The sequence below is a fragment of the Streptomyces sp. NBC_00316 genome (assembly GCF_036158715.1).
Taxonomy (GTDB): Bacteria; Actinomycetota; Actinomycetes; order Streptomycetales; family Streptomycetaceae; genus Streptomyces.
Genome location: NZ_CP108023.1, coordinates 4,900,152 through 4,926,121 on the forward strand (window position 1 = coordinate 4,900,152; position 25,970 = coordinate 4,926,121).

The 25,970-nt window shown below is 67.8% G+C and carries 25 protein-coding genes; 23 read left to right on the forward strand and 2 right to left on the reverse strand.

Annotation, left to right across the window (positions count from 1 at the left end):
* The first annotated feature begins 43 nt into the window (after nucleotides 1-43).
* Complete coding sequence (locus OG878_RS21785; RefSeq protein WP_328888330.1) at nucleotides 44-2,899, forward strand: DUF1156 domain-containing protein; 2,856 nt, start codon at nucleotides 44-46, stop codon at nucleotides 2,897-2,899.
* Entirely contained in the window at nucleotides 2,899-6,312 is a 3,414-nt protein-coding gene (locus tag OG878_RS21790) for a Swt1 family HEPN domain-containing protein (RefSeq protein ID WP_328888331.1), read from the forward strand. Before OG878_RS21785 ends, OG878_RS21790 begins: the two co-directional genes overlap by 1 nt.
* Nucleotides 6,313-6,544: 232 nt before the next feature.
* Here the strand turns inward: OG878_RS21790 and mobF are convergent, their stop codons facing one another.
* On the reverse strand, nucleotides 6,545-8,122 hold the full coding sequence (mobF, locus tag OG878_RS21795) for a MobF family relaxase (protein ID WP_328888332.1): 1,578 nt from the start codon (nucleotides 8,120-8,122) through the stop codon (nucleotides 6,545-6,547).
* A gap of 244 nt (nucleotides 8,123-8,366) precedes the next feature.
* On the opposite strand from mobF, the gene OG878_RS21800 reads away from it, so the two are divergent.
* The 4 genes from OG878_RS21800 to OG878_RS21815 all read left to right on the forward strand — a co-directional run bounded on the left by OG878_RS21800 (nucleotide 8,367) and on the right by OG878_RS21815 (nucleotide 10,380).
* Complete coding sequence (locus OG878_RS21800) at nucleotides 8,367-8,681, forward strand: hypothetical protein (RefSeq protein ID WP_328888333.1); 315 nt, start codon at nucleotides 8,367-8,369, stop codon at nucleotides 8,679-8,681.
* Nucleotides 8,678-8,875, forward strand: coding sequence for a hypothetical protein (locus OG878_RS21805; RefSeq protein ID WP_328888334.1), 198 nt, complete (start codon nucleotides 8,678-8,680; stop codon nucleotides 8,873-8,875). Before OG878_RS21800 ends, OG878_RS21805 begins: the two co-directional genes overlap by 4 nt.
* Before the next feature lie 153 nt (nucleotides 8,876-9,028).
* Nucleotides 9,029-9,481, forward strand: a complete 453-nt coding sequence (locus OG878_RS21810) for a GntR family transcriptional regulator (RefSeq protein ID WP_328891325.1) — start codon at nucleotides 9,029-9,031, stop codon at nucleotides 9,479-9,481.
* Nucleotides 9,478-10,380, forward strand: a complete 903-nt coding sequence (locus OG878_RS21815; protein WP_328888335.1) for a phosphotransferase enzyme family protein — start codon at nucleotides 9,478-9,480, stop codon at nucleotides 10,378-10,380. Before OG878_RS21810 ends, OG878_RS21815 begins: the two co-directional genes overlap by 4 nt.
* On the opposite strand, the gene OG878_RS21820 is transcribed toward OG878_RS21815, so the two are convergent.
* Nucleotides 10,377-11,759, reverse strand: a complete 1,383-nt coding sequence (locus OG878_RS21820; protein WP_328888336.1) for a hypothetical protein — start codon at nucleotides 11,757-11,759, stop codon at nucleotides 10,377-10,379. The genes OG878_RS21815 and OG878_RS21820 overlap by 4 nt on opposite strands.
* A 677-nt stretch (nucleotides 11,760-12,436) precedes the next feature.
* Here OG878_RS21820 and OG878_RS21825 point away from each other — a divergent pair.
* From OG878_RS21825 to OG878_RS21905, 17 genes are all read left to right on the forward strand, one after another.
* Nucleotides 12,437-12,808 (forward strand): hypothetical protein, encoded by a 372-nt coding sequence (locus OG878_RS21825; protein ID WP_328888337.1) that lies wholly within the window; start codon nucleotides 12,437-12,439, stop codon nucleotides 12,806-12,808.
* Between the two features lie 97 nt (nucleotides 12,809-12,905).
* A complete protein-coding gene (locus tag OG878_RS21830) occupies nucleotides 12,906-13,205 on the forward strand; it encodes a hypothetical protein (protein WP_328888338.1) in 300 nt (99 codons plus the stop codon).
* Nucleotides 13,206-13,273: 68 nt separating this feature from the next.
* Entirely contained in the window at nucleotides 13,274-13,858 is a 585-nt protein-coding gene (locus tag OG878_RS21835; protein ID WP_328888339.1) for a GGDEF domain-containing protein, read from the forward strand.
* Entirely contained in the window at nucleotides 13,855-14,889 is a 1,035-nt protein-coding gene (locus OG878_RS21840) for a DUF2637 domain-containing protein (RefSeq protein ID WP_443049141.1), read from the forward strand. The genes OG878_RS21835 and OG878_RS21840 overlap by 4 nt, the downstream gene beginning before the upstream one ends.
* Nucleotides 14,886-15,230 carry a hypothetical protein gene (locus OG878_RS21845; protein ID WP_328888340.1) on the forward strand — a complete coding sequence of 115 codons (345 nt, stop codon included), beginning with the start codon at nucleotides 14,886-14,888 and terminating at the stop codon, nucleotides 15,228-15,230. The genes OG878_RS21840 and OG878_RS21845 overlap by 4 nt, the downstream gene beginning before the upstream one ends.
* Nucleotides 15,227-15,397 (forward strand): hypothetical protein, encoded by a 171-nt coding sequence (locus OG878_RS21850; RefSeq protein WP_328888341.1) that lies wholly within the window; start codon nucleotides 15,227-15,229, stop codon nucleotides 15,395-15,397. The genes OG878_RS21845 and OG878_RS21850 overlap by 4 nt, the downstream gene beginning before the upstream one ends.
* Before the next feature lie 244 nt (nucleotides 15,398-15,641).
* A complete protein-coding gene (locus OG878_RS21855; RefSeq protein ID WP_328888342.1) occupies nucleotides 15,642-17,894 on the forward strand; it encodes a cell division protein FtsK in 2,253 nt (750 codons plus the stop codon).
* Nucleotides 17,895-18,035: 141 nt separating this feature from the next.
* Nucleotides 18,036-18,287 carry a hypothetical protein gene (locus OG878_RS21860; protein WP_328888343.1) on the forward strand — a complete coding sequence of 84 codons (252 nt, stop codon included), beginning with the start codon at nucleotides 18,036-18,038 and terminating at the stop codon, nucleotides 18,285-18,287.
* A gap of 25 nt (nucleotides 18,288-18,312) precedes the next feature.
* Entirely contained in the window at nucleotides 18,313-18,501 is a 189-nt protein-coding gene (locus tag OG878_RS21865) for a hypothetical protein (protein WP_328888344.1), read from the forward strand.
* A gap of 10 nt (nucleotides 18,502-18,511) precedes the next feature.
* A complete protein-coding gene (locus tag OG878_RS21870) occupies nucleotides 18,512-19,120 on the forward strand; it encodes a hypothetical protein (protein WP_328888345.1) in 609 nt (202 codons plus the stop codon).
* Nucleotides 19,121-19,485: 365 nt separating this feature from the next.
* Complete coding sequence (locus tag OG878_RS21875; protein ID WP_328888346.1) at nucleotides 19,486-19,659, forward strand: hypothetical protein; 174 nt, start codon at nucleotides 19,486-19,488, stop codon at nucleotides 19,657-19,659.
* A gap of 271 nt (nucleotides 19,660-19,930) precedes the next feature.
* The gene (locus OG878_RS21880; protein ID WP_328888347.1) at nucleotides 19,931-20,209 is read left to right on the forward strand and encodes a hypothetical protein; all 279 of its coding nucleotides are present in this window, start codon (nucleotides 19,931-19,933) and stop codon (nucleotides 20,207-20,209) included.
* Between the two features lie 109 nt (nucleotides 20,210-20,318).
* Entirely contained in the window at nucleotides 20,319-20,792 is a 474-nt protein-coding gene (locus OG878_RS21885) for a single-stranded DNA-binding protein (RefSeq protein ID WP_328888348.1), read from the forward strand.
* A gap of 96 nt (nucleotides 20,793-20,888) precedes the next feature.
* Nucleotides 20,889-21,788, forward strand: coding sequence for a bifunctional DNA primase/polymerase (locus OG878_RS21890; RefSeq protein ID WP_328888349.1), 900 nt, complete (start codon nucleotides 20,889-20,891; stop codon nucleotides 21,786-21,788).
* Nucleotides 21,789-21,914: 126 nt separating this feature from the next.
* Complete coding sequence (locus OG878_RS21895) at nucleotides 21,915-23,453, forward strand: YfjI family protein (protein WP_328888350.1); 1,539 nt, start codon at nucleotides 21,915-21,917, stop codon at nucleotides 23,451-23,453.
* 352 nt (nucleotides 23,454-23,805) lie between these two features.
* A complete protein-coding gene (locus OG878_RS21900; protein ID WP_328888351.1) occupies nucleotides 23,806-24,165 on the forward strand; it encodes a helix-turn-helix domain-containing protein in 360 nt (119 codons plus the stop codon).
* Between the two features lie 22 nt (nucleotides 24,166-24,187).
* The gene (locus tag OG878_RS21905) at nucleotides 24,188-25,699 is read left to right on the forward strand and encodes a LacI family DNA-binding transcriptional regulator (protein ID WP_328888352.1); all 1,512 of its coding nucleotides are present in this window, start codon (nucleotides 24,188-24,190) and stop codon (nucleotides 25,697-25,699) included.
* Nucleotides 25,700-25,970: the final 271 nt, after the last annotated feature.

Sequence of the window (25,970 nt, forward strand, 5' to 3'; positions counted from 1 at the left end):
ACCCGAGGCACGGTTCGAGCGCCTCGGAATCTAAATTGAGTAGGTGAACACCGCAGTGCAGCCCGGAACGCCGTCAGGTTCTGTCCCTCGACGCAAGCTCATCGAGGTCTCCCTCCCGCTGGAGGACATCAACGCCGAGTCGGCCCGCGAGAAGTCGATCCGACACGGACATCCCTCCACGCTGCACCTGTGGTGGGCCCGCCGCCCCCTGGCAGCGGCGCGGGCAGTGCTGTTCGCCCAGCTCGTCGACGACCCGTCTTCGCATCCCGAGCTGTTCCCCACAGAGGAGGAACAGAAGAAGGAGCGCGAGCGCCTGCACGGGATCATCCGACGGCTGGTGGCCTGGGAGAACATCAACGACGAGGGCCTGTATCGAGAAGCCCGCGAGGAAATCCTCAAGAGCACGGGAGGGAATCCGCCAGCAATCCTGGACCCATTCGCGGGTGGCGGAACAATCCCATTGGAGGCCCAGCGCCTGGGCTTGGAGGCTCACGCCAGCGACCTCAACCCGGTGCCTGTACTGATCAACAAGGCCCTCATCGAGATCCCGCCGAAGTTCGCGGGGCAGCCACCCGTCTTCCCGGGGGCTGCGGAGAGTCGGTTGGGGCCTTGGCCCCGCGCCACAGGCCTGGCGGAGGACGTTCGTCGGTACGGTGCGTGGATGCGCGACCGCGCTCAGGAGCGTATTGGCCACCTTTACCCACAGGCAACTGTTCCCGTCATCGGGCTCGACGGGCAACCAACGGGGAGATCGGTAAAGGCCACCGCAATCGCATGGGTTTGGGCGCGTACCGTCATTTGCCCGAACCCTGCGTGCGGTATTCGGATGCCCTTGATGGGTTCATGGTGGCTCGGCAAGAAGAAAGGCATGGAGGCCTATGCGGTCCCTGTTTTGACCGATGATTACGCCTCACCCGGAGGTCGACGTGTCGATTTCCGGATCGAACACGACGTTGCGATTGCCCCCGGCAACACGGATAGTGGGACGGTTGGCCGCAAGGGTGCACACTGCGTAGGGTGCGGCAGTGCTGTTGAACTCAAGTACATTCGATCCGAGGGGCGCGCAAAGCGCATTGGTCAGCAGCTGGTTGCTGTAGTCGCAGAAAAGGATCGGCGTCGCATCTACGTCCAGCCTGATGCTGTTCATATTGATGCGGCAAGAATAGAACGCCCGGAGGAGATTCCGCATGGGGAGTTGGGGCACTATCCGCGCGACATCAAGGCCCCGATCTATGGAATGACGGATTTTGCAGACCTTTTCACCAATCGGCAACTTGTCGCGCTTACCACATTTGGCGACCTCATCCGTGAAGCTCGAGAGCGGCTTATCTCCGACGGTGTTGCGTCTGGGGGTAGTCGCGGAGTCCCGCTTAGTGATGGCGGCACGGGCGTTGAAGCCTATGCAGATGCGGTGGCCACGTATCTCGCTTTCGCCCTTAGTAAGCTTGCCGCGCGTAATAACACCATGTGCACTTGGGAAGCTCGAATGAATCGGCTTCGTGGATCGTTCCAGCGGCAGGCAATCCCGATGACTTGGGATTTCGCCGAAGCGCCGCCACTTGAAGAATACGGCGGCGGATTCACTGCCGTACTCGCCTCCGAAGCCGAGGTTCTTGACGGCATGTCTGCCGTGCGAGTCGCTGGGGCGGCGCGGCAGGCGGATGCCGCTAGTCGTGCGTACGACAACCTCCTTATCTCAACCGACCCTCCGTATTACGACAACATTGGATACTCGGATCTTTCCGACTTCTTCTACGTCTGGCTCCGACGGTCTCTCCGGAGTGTTCATTCAAACCTCTTCGGGACGATGCTCGTTCCTAAGGCGGAGGAGCTCGTAGCCAATCCGTACCGGCATGGAGGGAAGGAGGAAGCGGAGGCCTTTTTCGAGAAGGGGTTCGAGCACGTCTTCTCGCGTGCGCGCCAGTCGGCATCTCATGAATACCCCATCTCCGTCTTCTATGCGTTTAAGCAGGCGGAGCTAGAAAAGGAGGGGGTTGCGAGCACAGGGTGGTCTACGTTCCTGGATGGCATGATTCGCTCCGGTTGGACCATCACTGCAACTTGGCCCGTGCGATCCGAACTTCCAAACCGCATGATGTCCGTCGGTATGAATGCACTTGCTTCATCTATTGTGCTGGCTTTGAGACCCCGAGAGCAGGAAGCGTCTGCGACCGATCGCACCGGTTTCCTTATCGCTCTACATGATGAGCTGGAAGCTGCCCTTCCTAAGATTCGCGAGGGTGCGATCGCTCCGGCGGACCTACGGCAGACGATCCTGGGGCCGGGGATGGCGGTGTTCTCTCGTTTCTCCCGCGTGCTGGAGGACGACGGTTCCGCGATGTCCGTGAAGACCGCGCTAGCACTGATCAATCAGACCTTCGACTCCCTGCAGAACGAGCACGACGCCGAGCTCGACGCCGACACCCGGTTCTGTCTGGACTGGTTCCGTTCATATGGCTGGGACACACGCCCCTACGGTGACGCCGAGTCGCTGGCCGTGCCGTTGGGCCTGTCTGTGGACGGGATCGCCCGAGGTGGAACCCTCACTTCCGGCGCTGGCAAGGTCGCGCTGATCAAGCCGCAGGACCTCGACCCCCGGTGGCATCCGGCTCACGACGACCGGCTGTCGCTGTGGGAGGTCACCTGCCACCTGGCGCGTGCGTACGCGACCGAGGGGCGCGAGGAGGCCGCCAGGCTCATGGCCGAGATCAAGGGGAGGGTGGAACTGGACGAGGTCAACCGCCTGGCCACGCGCTTGTACGAGCTGATGGAGTCTCAGGACTCCTCGACCGCCGGCCTGTTCAATGGGCTCGGTGGTGCGTGGGCCGATGTCTCCGCGACGTCGACCACGATTCGCCCGGCCGCTGTGGCCGAGATGCTCTTTGGGGAGGAGATCTGATGGCGCTGGCGAACAATGAGAAGGTACTGCGCAGCTTCGACCAGCTACTGGAGGGCATGCGGCCGTGGGTCGACATGCGTATGTCCGCCCAGGCTCCGGCCGGCAAGGACTGGATCGAACTGATCGCCGCTGAGGACGTGGCGAAGTTCGGCACAGCCAAGACGTACTCGCGGGACGACGTACGGTTCCTGCTGCGCATCGTTACGGAGAGATGGAAGGTCTTCGAGAAGGACCTTTCGCGCCCGCAGTCCGCGTTGGCCTCGGAGCTGCGGGAGACTGCGAACGCGGCTCACCACGGGCAGAAGTTCTCCTCGGACGATACCTACCGCGCTCTGGACACGATCGAGCGCCTGCTGACGGTGATCGGTGCCGGCGACGAGGCCGACGCTGTCGCGAAGATGCGCATGGAGCACCAGCGGGAGGTCTTCGAGAAGCAGACCCGCAACCGGCTGATGCGTGAGGCGCAGGCGGTGAAGGTGGCCGGGATGCAGGCTGGTACTGCGATCAAGCCGTGGCGTGAGGTCATCCGGCCGCACGCTGACGTGATCCGTGGGCAGTTCTCCGCCGCGGAGTTCGCTGCCGATCTGTACGCCGTGGCCCATGGGCACACCGCGGCGCCAGAGTATCTGAACCCGGCTGAGTTCTTCTCTCGTACCTATCTCACCAGCGGTCTGTCCGACCTGCTGACCCGTGCGCTCAAGCGTCTCTCCGGGGACGCCGGGGCGAGCCCGGTGATAAATCTGCAGACCCAGTTCGGTGGCGGTAAGACGCACTCGATGCTCGCTCTGTATCACCTGTTCTCCGAGGGGCTGGCCACAAGCGCGCTGTCGCAGGCCGTGCAGGACGTTGTGCATGCCTCCTTCCCCACGGCCGAGGGCGACCCGCTGAGGTCGTTGGACGTGAAGCGGGTCACGTTGGTGGGCACGAAGCTCTCCCCGAGCCAGCCGATCGTCAAGGACGACGGCACGCAGGTGCGCACGATTTGGGGGGAGCTGGCTTGGCAGCTCGGAGGTCGCAAGGCGTTCGACCGTGTCTCGATGGCGGATTTGACCGGTACTGATCCCGGCGACGCGCTGGACGCCGTCGTGCGCGACGTCGTCGCCGGCGGCAAGAGCGTGCTGGTCCTGATCGACGAGTGGGTGGCCTACGCCCGCCAGCTCGTGGGGCGCGACGACCTGCCCGGCGGATCCTTCGCCACGCAGCAAACCTTCGCCCAGCACCTGACCGAGATGGCCAAGTCCATCCCGGGCGTCATGCTCGTGGTCTCTATCCCCGCCTCCGATTCTCTCGACAACGGAGGCGGCGGCTCGGCGCTGGAGGTGGGTGGCCCCAACGGGCACGTCGCTCTGGAGACCCTGCAGCACACCATCGGCCGCAATGCCGACGACTGGCGGCCAGCCAACAACATCGAGTCCTTCGAGATTGTGCGCCGGCGCCTGTTCGAAGAACCCGATGCCGTGGCCCTGGCGGACATCTCCGCCGTGGCCAAGCAATACGTGAAGTACTACCAGGAGAACACCGGGTTCTTCCCGCGTGAGACGACCACCGGCGAGTACGAGCAGCGCATCCGGGCGGCGTACCCGATCCATCCCGAGCTGTTCGACCGGCTCTACGAGGACTGGTCGACGCTGCCGAAGTTCCAGCGGACCCGCGGTGTGCTGCGTCTGATGAGCGTGGTCATCAACTCGTTGTGGGCCGCTGGTGACACCACGCCGCTCATCACTCCCGGCGCGGTGCCCGTCCACGACACCCAGGTCTTCAGCGAGATCACCAAGTATCTCGATGACAACTGGAAGCCGGTGGTGGACAAGGACGTCGACGGCGAGGGGGCCACCCCGGTTCAGATTGACCGTGAGCGTCCGTCGTTCGGGCAGCGAGCGCTCACCAGGCGTGTCGCCCGGTCGGTGTTCATCGCGACCGTCCCGACATTGCGCTCGGCGCACAAGGGCGTGGACATCCAGCAACTCCGCCTGGGCACTGCGGTTCCCGGCGACGTCATCAATCACATCGGTGACGCCCGTGCCCTGCTGGGCCAGCGTGCCACGTACTTCTACGAAGACGGCGACCGTTCCTGGTACGACCTGGCGGCTTCGGTCTCCCGAGTGGCAGCCGACCGGGCAGCCGGCTACAGCGAGGCCGACGTGCACGCCACGATCGTCGAACGCCTCAGGGCCACAGGGAAGGCGCCCAAGGCGTCCTTCGGTGCTGTGCATGCTGCGCCTCTCGACACCGGGGACATCCCCGATTCCGAGGTTCTCAAGCTCGTGGTTATGCACCCGAGGTTTACCTGGGGCAAGGATGCCTCCACCGCCACGGACTTCGCCGAGCGTCTCCTGCGGGAGGCCGGTACCGGGCAGAGGCAGCGGCGCAACATGCTGGTCATGGTCGCCGCCGATCGCGAAACCTACCCCGAGCTCGACGGAGTGGTACGCGAGTACCGAGCCTGGCAGTCCATCGCCGACGAGGCCGAGGAGCTCGAGCTCAGCGCCCAGCAGCGCAAGCAGTCCGTCACCCGCGCCCGCCAGCTGGACGCGGCCGTCGACGACCGCGTCCGCGCCGCCTTCACCGCAGCGCTGATCCCGACCGAGCAGCCCGGCCAGAAGCCGACCATCTCCTTCACCCGTGTCGCCAAGGACGGTGGTTCCCTCGCCGAGCGCGTCACCGCGGCGCTCAAGGCCAAGGGCTGGATCACCCCGGTGCTCGGGGCCACGCTCGTGCGCATGGCTCTCGAAGGCGCCCTGGCCAACGCCTGGGGCAAGGGGCACGTGAGGTTCGGCGACCTGTGGTCCTGGTACACGCAGTACCCCTACCTCAAGCGCCTGCCCAACCGGCAGGTACTCGAACAGGCCGTGCTCGGCGCCGCCGACGTCCTCCTCTGGCAACAGGACGCCTTCGCCCTCGCCGATGGCTACGACGAGGCCACCGACGAGTACCAGAACATCTGGATTCACGGTGACAAGCCCGATCCCGGTTTCGTGACCGACGGCACGCTCCTCGTCCAGCCGGCACGAGCGGTCGCCCAGCGCGCACGCGTCGTCGCCACCCCGCCGAGCGAACCGGTCTCCCTGTCGGACGGCAGCAACAGCGGTGAAGCGGTCGTCCCGTCCTCCGGACCCCGCCCCGCCACACCTCCCCCGGGAGTCGGCCCCCAGCCTCCGACGCCGCCGGCCAAGCAGGCCACCCGCAGGTTCTGGGGCGTCAAGTCCCTCAACCCCAACCGCCCCGCCGCCGACTTCGCCAACATCCAGCAGGAAGTCCTCGCGCACCTCGAGGCCGCCGACGGCGTCCAGCTCGAGGTCCGCATCGAAATCACCGCAACCACGACCGAAGGATTCACTGAACAGCAGGTACGCACCGTCCGAGAGAACGCCGCCCAGCTGAAGTTCGAAGACAGCGGCTTCGAAGACAACTGAGCCTGCTCCGACGATCCGCGCTACACATCGTTCTCCTCAGAGTCGTGACGGTGAGTCTGGGAGGCGGTGAAGAGTTGTCGATAGCCTGCCGCCCTCGACATCATCGATGAGCCTGACAGGCTGACGCTACGTACTGGTGTGGGGAGGCCCATGGGTCTCCCCACAGCTTTGGGTCCGAAGCACAGGGCGAGTTCCGGCCAGTCGTGCCGCATCCGACCTGCTCTGGCATCTGTCACGACGGCCGCAGACTTCGCGTCGGCGATTCAGGTTCACTGTGTCGTGGGCGGGCGCTCGGCGGAGCGGGCTGGAGCACCATGTCACCTATGCGGGCTCTGTGGAGGTCAGCCTGCCGCAGCTCAGCTTGCCGCTCAAGGCCAGCGATCCGTACGCGTTGCTCCTTGGTGAGTCGGGATACCTGGACCGCCGCTGAGCCTGGCGGCGTCGGATCCCATGTCCCGGTGTACGTCACGTAATCGGTGACTCGCGGGGCTTTGCCGTCGCCCCCGTGCTGGTTGATGTCGCGGCAGTACGTGTGCACGGCCTGGTGCGCGATGCGTTCGGCCATGTCCGGCTCGGTGCGCTCCCCAAGCGATGTCTGGGCGACGTGCCGGCGGGCCTCGGCGAGCAGGTGCCGGTACCGGAACACTCCGTGGTGCACGTAGACCGTCTTGGCGACGTCGCGGGCCGCGCAGCTGACATCGAGCACAGCTCGGATCCGGGCCCGGATCATGGAGGCGGCCCGGCGGGCCAGCTCCAAGAGCCAGTCGATGACGTCGGCCCCGAAGAGCGCCAGTGCTTCGGTCCGCCACCGTGCCCGGAGGACCGGCAGGGGAACGATCTCCTTCTTTGGTGGCCTCTCCTCTTGCGCGGCCCGAGCCATGAGCCGGGAGCGAAGCCGCGGGCCCGGCTCACGGCCGGTCCTGGCCCGGTGGGCGTCCACGAGCTTCCCGAGGCGCCGCATCGTGGCCTCGTTGCGGGTCGACGTCCAGTCGATGAGCTCATCCGGCACTCCCGCGATCTCCATCACGGGCCGCTTGCCCGGGGTCGCGATACGCGGGCGAGTAGCCAGCCCCAGCGCGGCGCAGACCTCTTCGAGTACGAGCTGGTTGTACAGCGCCCCCGCCGCTACCGCGTTCTCCAACAGCACCCGGCCATGCAGATGCGCCCACTTGCCGTCCTCGCGCTGCACCTTGACCGAGATCACGACGTGGTCATGGAGCAACGGCTTCTGATCCCGGCTGTCGAAGTGCCGGAACCTCGCGGCGACCACCCCCGGCCTTGCGGGCTTGCGGACCTTGCTCCCGGCCCCGGAGCGCACGATCAGGGCGTGGCCCTCCAACCACTCCACCGTCTTGGTCAGAGCCACGACGTGCGCTCGGTCGATGATGCCGGGGACCGCCCCGGTGCCGAACGCCCACAGCAGCGTCACCGAGGCCGGGGGACGGAAGACGCAGTCCCAGGCGACGACCGACCCACCCTTGCCCGTCTTCGAGCGCAGCGAGTACCCGAGCTTCACCGCACGCAGCACCTCGGCAGGGCCCGCGCCGACGGCGCTCAGCTCGGCCGCGATCCTGTCCGCTTCAGGGTGGAGGCCCTCCCCGAAGAGGCTCCGCATCTGCGCTTCAGTCACCGCTCCGGCGACGCCGAGGGCGGGCAAGGCCCTCCCTATCCACTCGCCTGCGGGTACTCCTACTTCGTCCTGGGTGTCACTCAGGGACTTGTTCCGCCCCTTCCGCTGGCCGTCACCGACCACCACCTGACGGAGGTAGTAGCGGTACGCCGACCCCGGGCTGATTCGCTTGATCGTCATCATGCGATCCAGCTCAGCAGGCTCCCACCTGCGGAGATAGAGGAAACCTCGCCGCCTCCCGCCGGGCGGTAAACAATCTTGCTGAGTTCCCGCACGGTGGGAGAACAACCCGCCGAACACAGTCCTGCGGCAGGAGAGGCAAAGCTCCGGTACCCAGCACCGCCACCCACGACAACCCATGACACGAGGACAGGGAGCGCAATACCGTGGAGCAGGAACAGACCGCTCAGCCTCGGAGGGCACGATGAGCACCCAGCCGTGGACGATCGACAGCATCGCGCACGCCCTGCCGCACCCCGAGCTGCGCCAGAACTTCCTCCGTGAGGTCCACCTCACCCCCCGCACCGACCTCGAAGCGGTCTTGGACCGCTGGGAGCGCTTCGTGACCCGCTGGACGGAGGACGAGGCCCCGAAGGTCGAGCGGATCCGCTCGTACTACCGCGAGCACGGGACCCTGCCGCCCGAGTACGACACCCCTCGGGCCGAGGAAGCCCAACAGTCCTTCGAGGACTGGCGCACCCGCATGCGTGCCAAGCAGTCCGGAAGCGACGCGGCGTGAGCTGGTCCTGGCGCATCGGACCCCACGACTTCGACACCATCGCAGCCCTTCCGCTAGAGGCTCACGGACCGCTCCGCGAGGCGCTCGATGCGCTGGAGCTGGACCCGTACGGCGCCTCCGAGCCGTACGGGGTGGACGACGGCGTGACCCGGGAGGCTCGCTTCGGCGCCGTCGGCATCCTGGCCTTCTGGTGAACTCCAAAGAGCTGCGGCTGACGCCCCTGCGTCACGTGGGCTGGCTAGAGCTCAAGGCCCTCTACCCGTCCGCCCGGGTATGACCACCATGCGAAGCTGGGACGGAATCCCCAGCGATTCGTCACGCACTGACCGATGAAGGGAAGGGCCCCGGTGCCGCAGGCCAGTCCGCGAGACACGTACTTGCAGGTCTCCGAGTCTCTGCGCGAGAAGATCAGGAAGGGCGAGATCACGGAACGGCTGCCGTCCCAGGCCAAGCTCATCATGGAGTACTCGGTGAGCCGCAGCACGATCGAGCGCGCACTGGGTGCCCTCAAGGCCGCGGGCGTGGTCGAGTCAGTGCAGGGCGCGGGCTGGTACGTGGCCGGCACAGGGGACCGCCGCCCTCTGGTAGAGCAGGTGACCGACCTTCTGCGCCTCAAGGACGTCAAGGTCGGCGACCGCTTCCCCACCGAGAAGGAGCTGTGCGGACAGTTTGGCGCCTCACGCTCAGCGGTTCGTTCCGCCATCGCGGAATTGGAAGGCAAGGGCCTCATCGGCAAGGTGGCGCCCCGAGGCCGCGAGGTGCGTGCGCTGCCCTCGGTCAAGGAAGGTGCGGACGCGTGACGACCAGCGAGCGCACCATATTCGACGCCGCGTCCGCTGAGGGCATCCTGCGCGAGGCCTGTTCCATCGCTGATGTGACGCCGGGCCACATCGAGATGCTGCGGTTCGGTGATCACGCGGTCTTCCGAGTTGACGGCGGGCAGATCGTGGCCCGAGTCGGTCGAAGCCCGGATCGGCTGCCGTCCGTACAGCGTGAGGTAGCCGTGGCCAAGTGGTTGGCTGGCGAGCAATACCCTGCGGCTCGACTGGCCACGAACGCGGAACAACCCGTGGTCGTCGAAGGTCACCCAGTGACTTTCTGGCAGGGCCTGGCCAATGGCGACACGTATGCCAGCACCCGCGAGATGGGCGAACTTCTGCGGAGGCTCCATGACTTGGAGCCTCCGTCCTTCTCTCTCCCCGAGCTCCGCCCCTTCGACAGGGTTGAGAAACGATTGGCTCGCGCCGAGATCTCCACAGAATCGCAGACGTACCTGTCTTCCCGGGCCCGCGAGCTGCAAGCCGAATTCGCGGACCTGCGGTTCGTGCTGCCGCCGGGGCATGTACACGGAGACTTCAACGTCGGCAACGTGCTCCGCGATGGTTTCTCACGGCCGAAGGTCATCGACCTCGACGGCTTCATGGTCGGACCGCGCGAGTGGGACCTGATGCAGACGGCGATGTACTACGACAGCTTTGGCTGGCACACGGAGAGCGAGTACCAGGACTTTGCGGACGGATACGGCTTCGATGTCCGCAAGTGGTCCGGCTATCCGGTTCTTCGCAGCGTGCGCGAGCTGTTGATGGTCACGTGGCTGTCGCAGAACGCGGCCACGAATCCTGATGCCGCACGTGAGGTCGAGAAGCGCGTGGAGAGTTTGCGCTCAGGTGGTTCCCGGCGGGGCTGGGCGCCCTTCTAGGCCGCCGCGCCCACCTGGCGCCAGAGACGAAGGCCGCGGGCCTGTTCCGTGAAGTCACGGAACTCTGCCGCTTGCTTCATGCCGTCTGTGACGCGCCCCTGGAACTCCCGTACGTACTGCAAGCAGCGGGCCGACTTCAGTCCCTCGCCGAGTTTGAGTGCACCAAGGGCGATCTCGAATCCACGTCCTATCTCGCCTTGGTTGATGTACGACTCGGCCTGCACCATCGTGGCGAAGAAGTCGCTCCTGTTGTTCAGGCCATCGTTGAAGATGGAGCCGGCGCCCCGTTCGGTCGCTTGCACCGAGCGTCCAAGGTCGCGGAAGCAGTGCCCGAACTCTGCCGCCAACTCCACCTCGTCGAAGTACGCGATGTAGGCCGGATCGCTGTCGGCCGTCCGAAGACTCAACTGCCGTTCGGCTTCAACAAGGGCCGTATCGCATCCCTGGGCATCGCCGAGGCGGGCGAGGGCCCGGGCTTCCATCGCGCGGAACTGCGCTGCCAGAGTCGGTGTGAGGCTGGCAGCCGGACCGGTGTACGCGGCCCGCGCGAGCGTCGCCGCCTCCCGAAATCGGCCGACGAACGTGGCCTGATGGCTCATCGCGGACAGGATGCTCCCGCCAAGCAGCCGGTCGCCGGCCGCTTGGGTCATGCGCAGGCCCTGAATGAAGTACCGCTGAGCAATGCCGTGCAACCCGCTGTCGTACGACATCCAACCGGCGAGGAGAAGCGCCTCGGCCACCGTCGAGTGGAGCGCCTTGCCCACCGCGTCCGAGTAGCGACCGTTCAGCATGGGGCGGACGTCCGTGTGCAGGTACTGGATCAGGGCCTTCCTGGCATGCCCTCCGCCGAACTTTCCGTCAAGCACGCTGAACGCGTCAGCGGTTGAGCGGACCATGTCCACGTCGACGGCCCCCACTGCCCGTGCGCCCTTTCGTGAGAGCTCACCATCTGATGGGGCGACAAGCCATCGGAGTGACGCCGCGTTCCACGCGTCGGAGTCTGGAAGAGCTCGTACGAGGGGCTCGGCTTCGGCGAGGTCTGCGCGCCAGAGGTCCGTCACCGTCGTTGTGACGATCTCGGGGCGGTCTGCGAAATCAAGGCCGAGATCGGGCTGTATCGCGGACACGGCGGCAGAGCCCATGCCGATGTCGTCGATGGTCAGACGCCTGCCGAGCTTGCGGCCGATGGCATCAGCAATGAACTTCGGCCTCTCCCCTCGCGGGATCGAGCCGTCGAGCCACCTCGTCACGTAGGTGTGATCGCAGGTCACGGTCTCGCCGAAGCGGGACGCCGAGGCAATCACCGCGCGCGCCAGCGACTTGCGAGTGAAACCGGCCTCTTCAATGAGCGCGGCCAGTCTGGCGTTCCGGTCTGCCATCGCTCCCCCAGGGAACAGCCGAAGTTCCAGTTTGACTCACCGTCACTCTACGCAGGTCAGGCCTGGTGTGCAGGGGGTTCACACAGTGGAGTGCACGACTGCACCCCCAAGTGCACGCTCCTGAAGTCCGTTCCCCTTGGCGATAGTTGAGTCATCGCCACACGGCAGGTCGCCGGTTCCGAGTTCGAAATCCAGAGCGGTTGACGACGCGGAATCGATCTGCCAACTTGAGTGGTAGGTCATACACACCACGCACTTTGTGTATGCCGCTCCATGCAGAAGGCGGGGACGCTGCAATCCCGCTGAAGGCCAGGGGACAGGGCTTCGGCCCGACTGGCGAGGTGGCCCGGTGACCGCGAGCAACGGCCGGAGAGTGGGGACTAGGTCCCCCTTGCAGTGCAAAACACCTGTTCGGCGATCTAAGGGAGTGGCAGTGAAGCAACGACAGCGATGGGCGCGGCCGTGATCGACCGGCACGGCGGCGCCGCACCTTTCCCGGCCCGTGAGCGCGACAGCGCTCGGCGGGCGACCGGTCACCTCTCACGGCATCGCGGCGGCTAACGCCGCGGCCGGTTGCCTCCTCCGTCCGTCCGGGAGCCCTTTGGGGCGTCGCGTACGGGCGGGGTTGAGGGGAGCCGGAGCCCCGGTATCCAACGACTCTTCGAGGGGGAACTTCCGTGCTGCTCACCATTGGTGACGTCGTCCGCATCCGCGCCGACAAGGAGCTCGGCAGCGTGGCCGGTGTCGCCGCGCACCGGGCCGCCGGCAGCGTCGTCGACGTCCAGATGAACGGACGCGTGCTGCGCACCGTTCGGCCACAGGAGTTTGAGTCGTCGCCCCGCGGCTTCCGGCCCATGATCAAGGCCCGGGCGCTCATCAGGCTGCTGTTCATCGGGCTCGGCTTCGGTGCCGCAGTCATGAACGGCATGTATGTCCACGGCCTCGGCGCGAGCTTGGCCGTGACCGTGTTCGTCACCGTCACGTCGGTGACCACGGTCAGCGGCGGTCTGATCAACCTCTTCAACCGGCCCCGCCGGTTCCGCGTCTGACCCTCGTTTCTTCCCCGGGGCGGCGGCCCTCCCGTGCAAAGGACATCGCCGCCGCTCCGGGTCTCCCCGTCCCGCTTGAGATCAGGAGAGCGCTCCCATGAAGTCTTTCATCGCAGGTCACCAGGTCGTCACCCTCGACGACTTCCTTGAACTGGCCCTGGGCACCCCGCTGGAGCTGTGGCTCGGGGTGGAGGGCGAGAGCGAGATGGAGTGCGCGGCCCGTTTGGACGCGGCCCGCGACATCCTCGCCGACGACCCGAGCCTGTTCGACACCGTGACCCGCCTTGCCGTGGAGACGATCGAGGTCCAGGCCCCGGCGCTGCTGAACGTCATCCCGCTCACGCCGCCGCCCGCCCGTCGCCGTCGCGGCTCGCGCCCGTCGGGGGTGGCGGCATGAGCCACACCCTGACAGCGCTGGCCGCAGCGCTTCCGCTCACCGCCGGTTGGTCTGTGCACAGCCTGTGGATGCGCCGCCGGATCGAGGCTGCCCGCTGGGATCCGCTGACCGGTCTGCTGACCCGCGACAGCTTCACTGAGCGCGCCGGCCGTGCCGTGGCCCGGGGGCAGAGCGCGGTTTACCTGGTCGACCTGGACAGGTTCAAGCAGATCAATGACACCCACGGCCATGCCGCCGGGGATGCGGTCCTGACCGTGACGTCCGAGCGGCTGAGGAGCTGGGGCCTGGTCAACAACCGGATCGTGGGCCGGTTCGGCGGAGATGAGTTCGTTGCCGCAACCCGGGTCCGCGACCGCGCGGAGCTGGAGCGGCTGTGCGACGGGCTGGTCCGGTCGCTGACGCGGCCCGTCCCGTTCGAAGGCCGCCTGTTGCAGGTGGGCGCCTCGGTCGGCGCGGTCGCGGTCTATGCCAGTGAAGCGCCGGATCTGTCGGCGCTGCTGCGCCGGGCTGATGAGGCGATGTACGTCGCCAAGGAGGCGGGCGGCGGCCACTTCGTCACCGAAGGCATCACCCCGATCCGGGCGACGGTCAACGGCCGTCGCGCCGGCCGACGCGGCACGCACGGCGCCGGACCGGAAGGGAGCACCGTGTGAACACGGTCGATGGGGCCCCGCCGCTGAAGCGGGGCGAGATGGGCTTGATGGGTGTCGGCGCGCTGGCCGCCGCCGGGGTCGGTGCGCTGGGTCTGGCGTCGTCGTTCGACGCGGTGTCGTCGGCGGCTGAACGGTGGGGCTTTGGTCAGCCGTGGATGCTGCCGGTCGGCATCGATGCGGCGATTCCCGCGTTCACCGTGGCCAACCTGCTGCTGATCCGGATGAACATGCCGCTCGCCTGGGCGCGGTTCGTCCCGTGGATTCTCACGGGCGTGACGTGCTGGCTGAACGTCGCGGCTGGGCACAGTCTGTCGGCGAAGCTCGCGCACGGCACGATGCCGCTGCTGTGGGTGGTGTTCTCCGAGATCGCCGCGCACATCTACGCGGTGCGGATCGGCGCCGCCACGGGCACGCGGATGGAGAAGATCCGTCGCTCGCGGTGGCTGCTTGCTCCGGTGTCGACGTTCGCGCTGTGGCGTCGGATGACGCTGTGGGAGATCACCTCCTACAGCGAGGCACTACAGCGGGAACAGCAGCGGCAGTTGGCCCGCGCGGAGCTCCGCGAGGAGCACGGCCGCCAGTGGCGCCGCCGCACCCCGCACCGCACCCGCGTGCTGCTGAAGATGGGCGACCTCACCCCCGGCGCGCCGCGACCCGAGGCCAAAGCGCAGCCGGAACCGGAGACGGAGCCCGTTCCGACGCCCGAGGAGCCGCAGCCGTCCACGGGGCGGGAGCGCAAGCCGCGGGCCCCGCGCAAGAACGTGAAGCCGAAGCCGTCGCGCAGCCCGGAGGAACTGCTCGCCGAGGCCCGCACGGTCACGGACGACTGGACAGATGCGGAGCTGACTGCGGACGCGATCCGCCGCGACGTGCACACGTCCCAGGCCAACGCCCGGATGCTGCGCGACGCGCTGAAGGCGGAGCGCTCCGCGGCAGCCCGCTTCCGCCCCGAACCGTCCACCGACGACCAGCACGACAGCAACGACGCCGCCCAGTCCGAGAGCGACAAGGAAGAGGGAGAAGCAGCATGAGCGCCGAGAGCCTGCACCGACTGGAGCCCGCCCTTCGCATCCTCGCTCAGATGGCCGGACCGTTCGGCTCTCTGCCCACCACGGACGTTGCGGTCCACACCACGTACCGCCCTGATGAGTTCGGCGCCGTGATCGTGATCAGCCTCCACGACGGGCTGACCGACTTCGAGGCGTGGCGCGAAGCCCTGGAGATCGCCCCCGACGACGTGGCGCTTTCCCTGCTGCCCACGGCCGCATCGCTGCGTGCGGAGACGGAGTGGGGCGGAGTGTGGATCGAGGTCCACGGCTACGGGCCGCTTCCCGAGACCGCACCCGAATCCGCCAAGACGGTTGCCGCATGACGTCCGAACCGCTCGTTGCGACGGGACTGTTCCGCGGGGTGATGGCTGCGGCCGGCGGGCGCTGCCAGTGCGAGGGCGAGTGCGGCCAGCCACATGCCAAGAGCGACGGGCGCTGCCCGCGCGAGCACGACCACTACGCGGCAAACACGGCGGCCCGGTCCGGCTGATGGCCGCCGCGGCCGACCCGCTGACCCCCGACCGCGGGGCGGCGGCTCTCCCCGCGAGCGACCTGCGGGCGTGGTGCCCCCAGTGCTTCACGGCAGCCCGCCGTGTAGCCCAGCACCGCGAAGCGTCTCCGACGGCTGATCAGTGCGGTCTGTTCGACCTGTAGCAGAGCGGGGCCCGGTCACGACCGGCCAAGGACAGCGGCCGGGCCCCACCGAATCTCCCAATTTCTGGAAGGAAGCGTCAGTGAATCACGACGACGAGAACGACTTCTTCAACCGACTGGAAGCCGACATGTCCGCCGACTCAGGCGGAGAGGTAGTCGACCTCGACAAGGCACGGTCGGCCCGCAGCGAGTCGGCCGACTCGACTCGCGCCGAGTCGGGCGACCGGTCGACCGACCCGACCGCGAACGGGTCGGGTAGCGAGTCGGGCGGTCCCATCCCGACTCGGTCGGGTAGTGGGTCGGGTCCGGTGATGGTCGACGGTCCGGCCCCGGCGGGGCTCGGATTCAGGGACCGGGTCAAGGGCGCCAAGCGCCGCCCCATCGTGCCGATGTGGCTGAAGTCCACGGAGGAACTCAAGACCGCCACCGGCTGGGTGGCCGGGCACTACGGCCACAAGGCCGGATACCACGCCCTGCGGTCCCCGGTCTACGTCGCGCGGCTCGCGCTGCTGTCGCCGCGCGGGGCCGTGAAGTTCGTCGGCGACACGATGCGCTGGGTCGCCGACAAGGAGGGCGAACCGGTCCGACTCTCGGCAGTTCGACGCGAGGACGCTGCCGAGTACCTCAAGCTCTCCCGACAGCGCGACGGTCGGGTCCGGCTGCGGACCCTGGTCACCGTCGTCGCCTCCATCATCGGCACGGGTGCCGCGCTGGCCCTGTATGTGCTGGCCCCCGGGTGGCTTCAGGCGGTGTCGGTCGGCACTCTGCTACTGGCGCTCGGGCACCTGGGTCGGCCCGAGGATGAGCCGGTCATCACCCGCGCGGTGGACCTGCCGCAGGTGCAGCGCCTGACCTCCGACATCGTGGCCCGCGCGTTCGCCGCACTGGGCATCGCGGAGATCAACAAGCAGGCGGCCAAGGGCAAGCCCGGCATCGAGTTCAAGGCCCCGATCCAGCGCGACGGCAAGGGCTGGCGCGCCGACCTCGATCTCCCCTACGGAGTAACCGTCTCGGATGTGCTGGACCGCCGCGAACGTCTCGCCTCGGGTCTGCGTAAGTCGCTGGGCTGCGTGTGGCCCGAACCGGTACCGGGCGAGCACCCCGGGCGCGTGATGCTGTGGGTCGGGGATCAGGACATGGCCCGCGCCCCGCAGCCGTCGTGGCCGCTACTCAAGGCCGGGACCACGTCGCTGTTCAAGCCCGTCCCGTACGGCACCGACCCGCGCGGCCGGCAGGTCGGCTTCAACCTGATGTACGCGAACTTCCTGACCGGCGCCATGCCCGGGCGGGGCAAGACGTTCGCGCTGCGCATCCTGCTGCTCGCCGCCGCAATGGACCCCACCTGTGAGCTGCACACCTGGGAGTTCAAGGGAACCGGCGACTTCTCCTCCTTCCAGCCCATCTCCCACTCCTACGGCTCCGGCCCCGGTGATGACGCCACGGTGGAGGGCTGCGTGGACGCGATGGAGTACGTCTATGGCGAACTCGACCGCCGGGCACGGGTGATCAACGGGCTGCCCAAGGACATCTGCCCGGAGAACAAGGTCACCCCGGCGCTCGCGGCGAAGAAGTCGCTGGGCCTGCACCCGCTGGTGATGTCCATCGATGAGTGCCAGGAAGTCTTCACGCACGAGCGGCTGGGCAAGAAGGCCGCTGAACTGGCCACCGCGATCATCAAGCGGGGCCGCGCGCTCGGGGTGATCCTGCTGCTCGGTACCCAGCGCCCGGACGCCGACAGCCTGCCGAAGGCGATCAGCGCCAACGTCGGTATCCGCTTCTGCCTCCAGGTCATGGGCCAGCCCGAGAACGACATGGTGCTGGGCACGTCGATGTACAAGAACGGGATCCGCGCGACCTCGTTCACCGCCGATGACCTGGGCATCGGCTACCTGGTCGGGGCGGGGCCCAACCCGCAGATCGTCCGCTCGTACTACATCGACAACGCCAACGCCGAAGTGATCTGCCAGAAGGCCAAGGCCGCACGCGCGGCGGCCGGCACCCTGCCCAACCCGGATGCGCCGAAGAAGGAGAAGGCAGCGGACACCCTGCTGGCGGACATCCTCGCGGTCATCCCCGCCGATGAGGCCAAGGTCTGGAACGAAACCATCGTGGAACGCCTCGCGGAGCTGCGGCCCGAGCGCTACGGCGACTGGGCCCGCATGAGCGGCGAGGAGCAGACCGCGCACCTGACCGCAGCGCTCAAGCCCTACGGCATCGCCGCCGGGCAGGTCGGGCGCCGGATCGACGGCAAGTTCGTCAACAAGCGCGGCATCAAGCGCTACGACATCACCACCACGGTCGCGGAGCGTAACCGAAACCGGGACGCGAGTTGACCCTCCGGGGCTGCTAACGATAGCGCGCGAGCCCGCTATCGATAGCAGCCCCGATAGCAGCCCATCTGGGCCCTGATCAGGTCGCTAGCGCATAGCGGCCCACCTGCGAGAACCCCTGAAAACCCGCACTGGAGGCCCTTCATGCCCCCTGCCCTGCTCACTATCACTCTCCTATTGCTCGTCACGTTCTGTTACGCATCTTTGTGCGCGGCCAGCCCGTTCGGCAACTGCCGCAAGTGCAAGGGCTTCGGCTACGCGCTCAAGAAGGACCGGCGCGGACGCCTCAAGCCCGGCAAGACCTGCCGCCGCTGCCGAGGCGACCGCAAGCGCATACGCGTCGGCCGCCACCTGTTCAACGTCGCAATGCGCATCCACCGCGACGGCACCCGCTGACCCACCACTCCGAAGGAGGCCCGCCGTGGCCGTCACCGTCTCGCTCGTCGCCCTGTTCGGACTCGTTCTGTTCTTCCTTCTCCGTTCCAAGTCGCTGGGCTACGGCTCCGCGTTCATCGCCGCCGGTTTCGGCTTCTTCCTCGCCTCCACCGGAGCCTCCGGCCCCATCAACCAGCTCGCCACCGCCGTCATCGACGCAATGGGCAACCTGTAGGGAGCCTGCGATGAACGAACCGATCGTCGCCCGCAGCACTCTCGCCCACATCGCCCCCAAGGCCGCCCCGGCGCTCGCCACATCGACCCTGCTCATCCTCGGGCGGATCTGGAACGCGAACGGCGCCGAACACTCCACCGGCAACGCCGCGCTGATGGTCGTACTCGCCACCGGAGCAGCGGCGGCCGGCGCGTTCGCCTCAGCCGGTCGCTCCGGTGACGGGGTGCTCGCCGGAACGTGTTTCGCCGCCTCCGGCGGTCTCGCGCTCGCCGGGGTTGCCGGATACGCCGACGGCATTTCGCTGCCGCTGCTGCTGTGGGCGCTCGCGACCGCCGTCGCGTACGGGCTCGCTGCCCGCCACTGGCGCACCGACCGCCGTGGCAGCGTCGCGCACGAGCGGCACCTGACCGTTCGGCGCGAGGAGCACGCACACGCCGAACGCGTGGAAGCGCTGCGCGCAGGAGCACAGATCGAGGTCGCCCGCGAGGGTGCCGCCTACGCCGCTGCGCTCGCCCAGGCCCTCACCGCCCGCGCGGTCCTGCCGGGCTTCGACCCGCTGGAGGTCACCCGCGCCGGACTGCCCAAACTCCCCGCCATCGACACCACCAAGGAGCACTGACATGGACTTCGACCCCGAAGAGATCGTGACCATCGAACTCGACAGCGAAGGATGGTCCGCCCCCTACGCCCGCGACGTCACGCGCCGCCAGCTCGGCGGCCGTCAGATCGGCCCCCGCCGGGGCTGCTCACCCCGCTCCTGGCCGAGGACTCCTTCATCGTCACACTGCGCCGCAACGCGACGGCCCGACCGGTCGCCGAGCAGGTCGACACGGTTACCGGGCAGGGGCGGCATCACTGGCTCGTCATCCCGTACCGCAATGCGGCCAACCACACGACCGGTGAGCCGCTGCACACTCTCTCGGCACTAAGGACTCCGCCGCGCTGCGGGAAGCGGCCCCGCTCTCGGAGGAGTGCCACTACCGGATGATCCAGCCCCGCGAGCAGCTCCTCGCGCAGCGTTTCCCCGGGGAGTGCATCGTCCACGGCACCAAGGGGGAGCAGACCATGCAGGCCGGGAACGCCGTCTCCTGCAACGTCGCCCAGTGGATCGGCGAACGCGTCGCCGGCGTGCTCTCCCGCACTGCCGCAGTGGGCTGACAAGCCTTCAGTTTCCCGTCAGGCGGGCGGTAATTCGGACCCGATCGAGATTCTTGCCCGTGTGGCGGGAAGCTCAGGAGTTCGGCCTATCGCCGCAGGTGAAAGCGGTGTTGGACTGTCCCGCATGACACCGATCCGCACCAATGCAAACCGACTGAAACTCATCCTCGCCCGCTCCGAGAACGCCGAGCGGTGGCGCTCATGCAAGAGGGCGCACTGTCACCCTCAACCCCTCGCCGGATCCCGCGCATCGCGTGATGGAGAGCCGAGCGTGAAGGCATGGCCGTTTCGAGCCCAACCCATCGAAGTTCAAGCGTGGTTGGCGAAGGAGAGTGCGAAGCGCGCGGCGAACAAGACCCGGCGAAGGCACAAGGCCGTCGCCCGGCTCCACGCCGCTGTCATCCTTGCCGATCGAGTTCGCGCTGACATGGCGCAGCAACTCGAAGCGAGCGGCTATCCCCGTGAGGAAGCCCGGGCGATCGTGGCCGAGATCAACGCCATGATCCGGCGCTTGGACGACTACTACGACCGCTGGATGGCCGGGGCCTGACCTCGCTCCTCCAAAAGCCCGAGGCGGCGGCTCTCCCGTGCAAGGACAACACCGCCGCCCTCGACAACCCCCACCCAAATCCCGTCCCAACCCGATCAGGAGATCCGTCATGTCCGTGGGAGACACCACGATCACCGTCGTCGGCAACCTCGCCGCAGACCCCGAACTCCGCTTCACCACCAACGGTGACGCGCTCGCCAAGTTCTCGGTCGCCTCTACCCCGCGCAGCTACGACAAGAACAGCGGCCAGTGGAAGGACGGCACCGCGATGTTCCTGCGCTGCGCTGCCTGGCGCGACCTCGCACAGCACATCGCCGAGACCCTCACCAAGGGCACCCGCGTCGTGGTCACGGGTCGTCTGCGTCAGCACGACTGGCAGACGCCCGAGGGCGAGAAGCGTTCAACGCTCGCCCTTGAAGTCGACGACATCGGTCCCTCGCTGCGCTTCGCCACGGCCAAGGTCGAACGCATCGCCCAGACCGTCGGCGCTCCGGCGCCGAGCGCGGATCCGTGGAACACCGCAGGCGCCCCTTCGGTTCCTGCCACGGCGTCGGGCGGGATGAACAACGAGGCGCCCTTCTAGATACGCCCGGGGGCGGTGGCACTCCCGTGCAAGGACACACCGCCGCCCCCGGCTCTCCCCGGCCCATCCCGAAGGACAGAACAGGAGACCCCCAGAATGCCGGAACAGAGTCCCGCTGCACAGCTCAGGGCAGCGCTTGACGCAGCGGCCCGAGGCTGGCCCGTCTTCCCGCTCCGCCCTGGCGACAAGCGCCCCGCCCTGCACAGTGAATCCCGGTGCCCCCGCATCGGCGAGTGCGTGAACGGGCACCAGGTGCCCGAACAGCGAGCCTCCACCGACCCGGACCGGATCCGGGCCACATGGGCAACCGGCCGGTTCAACGTCGGCATCGCCACAGGCCCGGCCGGGCTGCTCGTGGTCGATCTGGACCTGCCCAAGCCCGGCGACAGCCCCGGCACCCTTGACGGGCAGACCGAGCTGACGGAGCTGGGCGTACGCGCCGGACACGACGTCCCCTCCACCTACACCGTATGCACGCCCTCTGGCGGGTGGCACCTGTACTTCTCCGTTCCCGCCGGGCTGGGTCTGTCCAGCACCAAAGGCATGTTGGCCAAGAAGATCGACACCCGTGCGTGGGGCGGCTACGTGGTCGCCCCGGGCAGCATCGTCGGCGGCAGGGCGTATGAGGTCGCCCATCGGGCGCATGTCGCGGACGCGCCCGCGTGGCTACTGCTCGCACTCAAGCCCGCCCCCAAGCCCGCCGCGCCTGAGATCGCCGTTCCCCGCGACGCCAGCCGGCGCGCACAGGTCGCGCTGGAGCGAGAGCGTGCCGCGATCGAAGCGGCGGTGGAAGGCGAGCGGGAGGCCACCCTCTTCAGGGCCGCGCGCTCCATGGGGCGTTTCGTGGCGTGGGGCGATATCCCGCGGCACGTGGTCGAAGAGGCTTTTCAGGGGGCGGGGGAAGCGGTTGGCCTGAAGTCGTACGAGTGCCGCTCGACGCTGCGCAGTGCCCTGGACTGGTCCATCCGCACGGCTCGACCGGCGGGCGCGGCATGACCCTCTGCCCCCCACTGAAAAGCAGCTCCGAGCCCGGCGTACAGCTCGCCACGCAGTCCGGCGCACGCCCCCATCCAGCACAGCGCGCAGTCCCCCGATCCGGGGTGCTGAGCACCGGAGGGCCTCATGACCGCATTCACCGATGAAGAACTCCAGAACACCCTCGCCCCCGACGAAGCGCGCGAACGCCCGATGTGGGAGGAGCCGATTCCGCTCACCGGGCGCCGCGACCTCCCTGCCTTCCCCGTGCACGTCTTCCCCACTTGGCTGGGCCAGTTCGTGACGGCGGTCGCAGAGGAGACGCAGACACCCATCGACCTGCCCGGCTCCATCGCCCTGTCCGTCCTGGCGGCGGCGGCCGGCGGACGCGCGGTCGTCCACGTGCGGGGCAACTGGCGTGAGCCCACCAACCTCTACGTGGTCTGCGCGCTGCCCCCGGCCAACCGCAAGTCCGCCGTCTTCGCCCTTCTCACCGACCCGCTGTACGAGGCCGAGAAGCAGCTCAAGACGGCCATGGCCCCGGCCATCGTGGAGGCCGCGATGACCGCACGCTTGGCCAAGGAAGCCGCCGACAAGGCCGCGACCAAGGCGGCCAGTGCCGATGCCGACAGGCGCGAGGAACTCGTGGCCGAGGCCATCGGACTGGCGCAGACCGCCGAGTCGTTGGCCGTGCCGGTCGAACCACTCTTGATGGCGGACGACTCCACGTCCGAGACGGTCACCTCGCTCATCGCCGAGCAGGGAGGACGTCTCGCCGTGATGTCGGCCGAGGGCGGCATCTTCGACATCATCGCCGGACGCTATTCCGGGGCGCCGAACATGGAGGTGTTCCTCAAAGGTCACGCGGGGGACCGGTTGCGCGTCAACCGGCAGACGCGGCGCGAGTACATCGACCACCCCGCGCTCACCATCGGCCTGGCCGTCCAGCCCGACGTGCTGCGCGACATTGCCAAGGTCAAAGGGTTCGACGGGCGCGGGCTGCTGGCCCGTTTCCTGTACTCGCTGCCCAAGTCCCTGGTCGGGGAACGGGAGATCATCACCGAGCCCATCCCCGACGACGTCCGGGCCACCTACGAGAGCAACGTCATCGCGCTCACGCTGGCCCTGGCGGAGTGGACCGACCCGGCGGTTATCCAGCTCAGCCCCGATGCGGACAAGGCCCTCATCGCCTATCAGGAGCGTGTAGAGCCCCAACTGAAGGTCCGTGGCGGGGCGTTGGGTCACATCTCGACTTGGGCGGGCAAACTCGCCGGGGCCGTGGCCCGCATGGCCGCGCTCCTGCACCTGGCGCAGCACCTCGACACCGGCCACACCAAGCCGGTCACCGAAGCCACCATGCGCGCGGCGATCGAGCTGGGGGAGTGCTTCACCGCGCACGCCCTCGCCGTGTTCGATGTCATGGGCGCCGACCCCACCGTGGGCCGCGCCCGTGCCGTCCTGGAGGTGCTGCGCGCTGAGGGCTGGCAGGAGGTCAGCCGCCGGGACCTGTTCACCAAGCTGTCGCGCAGCGAGTTCCCTAACGTCGCCGACCTTGAACCGGCCACAACGCTGCTCGAAGAGCACGGGTACCTGCGCAGCTACCAGCCCGAGCGCTCCGGGGCCCGCGGACGCCCCCCGGCACCCCGCTATCGGGTTCACCCCGTCCTACGGGAGGTGGACGCGTGACACCCACCGCAGGCCCGACCTCCGCCGCAAAAACCGCAAAAAAGCAAAAACACCAGGCACCCGCCGCTGACCAGTGGAAACACCCCCTGCCGACCCCCGGCAGGGTCCCGCCGCACAAATACCCGGTAATTCCGCAAAAAAGCTGCGCCCCTTACAGTCCCCGGCGGGCACCCTGCCGGGCCGCCGAATATTGCGGATTTCCGCGGATTTTTGCGGGGCGCCCCTCCGCACAAAACCTGCACCCCATCACCGCAGCTCAGCACCCCAGCGCAGCGGGCCGCGATGTTTTTGCGGTTTGTGCGGCGCCTTTCCACCCCGAGCACGACCACCCGACCGGCAAGGAGGCCACCTCATGACGACCCCTCGCGCCCGTCGCGGCGTTACCGCGTCTCCCCTGACGCCCCTGTATCGCCCGGCTGAAATCGCTGAGGCCCTCGGATGCTCTGAGTGGTGGGTGAAGGAGCAGGCCCGCAAGGGGCGTATCCCGTTCACACGGACTGGCGGGAGCTACCGCTTCACCGCGGAGCACTACCAGGAGATCATCCGCGTCTTCGAGGAGCGACCGACCCGGGTTTCGGAGCCGAACACCGAGGAGGGGGCGCCGGGGCGCTCGCGTCGTTCGGGGGCGACCCCGTCCGCAGCGGCTGCGACTCTCCGGCCCAAGCGCCCGCGCCGAGTGAACCGCGCCGAGTCGACCCGCACTGCCGCGTGAAGAGCCAGAAAGGAGCGAGGCTTTGGGATACGGCGAGAAGCGCGCCGACTACTACAGAGGTCGGTACTGGATCGCACCCGGCGTCCTCCGCACCGTGGTGGATGCCAACGGTGCCACGATCCGATTCGCCACCAAGCGCGAGGCCGCGAAGGCAGCGAACGATGCGGAGGCCAAGGTCAGAGAGGTCGGCTATCGCGACCCGAACGCCGGGAAGGAAACCTTCGGCGAGTACGTGAACCGCTGGTACGCGGCCCAGGAGTTGGCGGCGTCCACCATGCAGAACTACAAGCGGCACATCGAGGAGCACCTCCTCCCCGAGTTCGAGGAGAAGGCCATCGCCGACATCCAACCCACGGACGTCGGTGCCTGGGAGAAGAAGGAGCGGAAGCTCTACGCCGCGTCCAGCGTGAAGACCTGGCACGGCACGCTGCACCTCATCCTTGCCGATGCCGTGGACGAAGGGCTTCGCGACTCCAACCCGGCCACCAAGCGGCGCGGCCGGGGTAAGCGCGCCGGCCGTTCCCGGAACCGGGGCCCCGAGAAGGTGGTGACCGATGCCCTCGGCATCCTCCTGACAGCGGAGCGGGCCTCGCTGCTGTCCGGCCGGGACGACGAATTCGTGGCCGTGGTCCTGAAGGGCTACACCGGCATGCGGTGGGGCGAAATCGTCGGTCTGGAGCGTAAGTTCGTACGCCCCGCCTCGGTACGGGTGGAGTGGCAGCTCTACGAACTCGACTCGGGAGAGTTCGAGCGCTGCCCGCCCAAGGACGACTCCTACCGGACCATCGACACCCCCAAGTGGCTGTCCGGCTTGGTTGCGAGCCATATCGCCCGGACCGAGTCGGCACCCTGCCCGTGCCACGAGCACGCCTACGTGTTCCGTGGCCACGGTCCTGCCAACGGTGCAGCCCGCCATGTCGGCGCGAAGCTGGTCGACGTCGCCCGCCGCGCCGACGTCTCCGTGGCAACGGTCTCGAACGTGTTGAACCGGCCGGACATGGTCGCGGAGCGGACGCGGATCAGGGTGGAGACGGCCATCGCGGAACTCGGTTACGTCCGCGCTGGCCAGTCGGGGGAGACGGCGGCGCACTGGCGGCGGACCGGATTCGCGACCTGGCTGTTCCAGCCGGCCACGACGGGGTGGTACCCGAAGAAGGCTCCACAGGAGGCACGCCCTGTACCCGTGATGGCCGACCCATGGCCGGGTGTGCCGGCGCGGGGCCGGAATGCCTCTGGCCGTGCGGACGCGTGTTGGCTGCCGATCGCACGGGGCCTCACTCCGCATGGGCTCAGGCACTCCCACAAGACGGTCATGGAGGAGCTCGGGATCCCGTCCAAGCTCATGGATCAGCGCCTGGGGCACGAGGACGGGTCGGTGCAGGCGCGCTACTCGCACATCACCGCGCGGATGAGGAATCGGCTCATGGACGAACTGACCGAACAGTGGGAGGAGGGGTTGGAGGCACGGTTGGCCATGCATCCGCGGTCCCCGGTACGTGCGCTCGATGCCTTGCTGAGAGCGCGTCTGGGGTGACGGCTGGGGAGTGGATTTCCATGATCCATTCCCCAGCCGTCCGAGAGGCCCCAGAACGTCAGTCAGGGCCGGTTTCCCTTGAAGGGAAACCGGCCCTGACCTGGTGCTTCAGCTGTCGGGGTGGCGGGATTTGAACCCACGGCCTCTTCGTCCCGAAGCAGCTGGGGCGCGCGCTTGACCTTGGGTCGCGATGCCTCTCACCTGCTGCAATGGTCCGCAAGCGTCCGCGCTTGTTCGCCGCCGTTCGTCGACGTCGTCACGCAGTTGGACA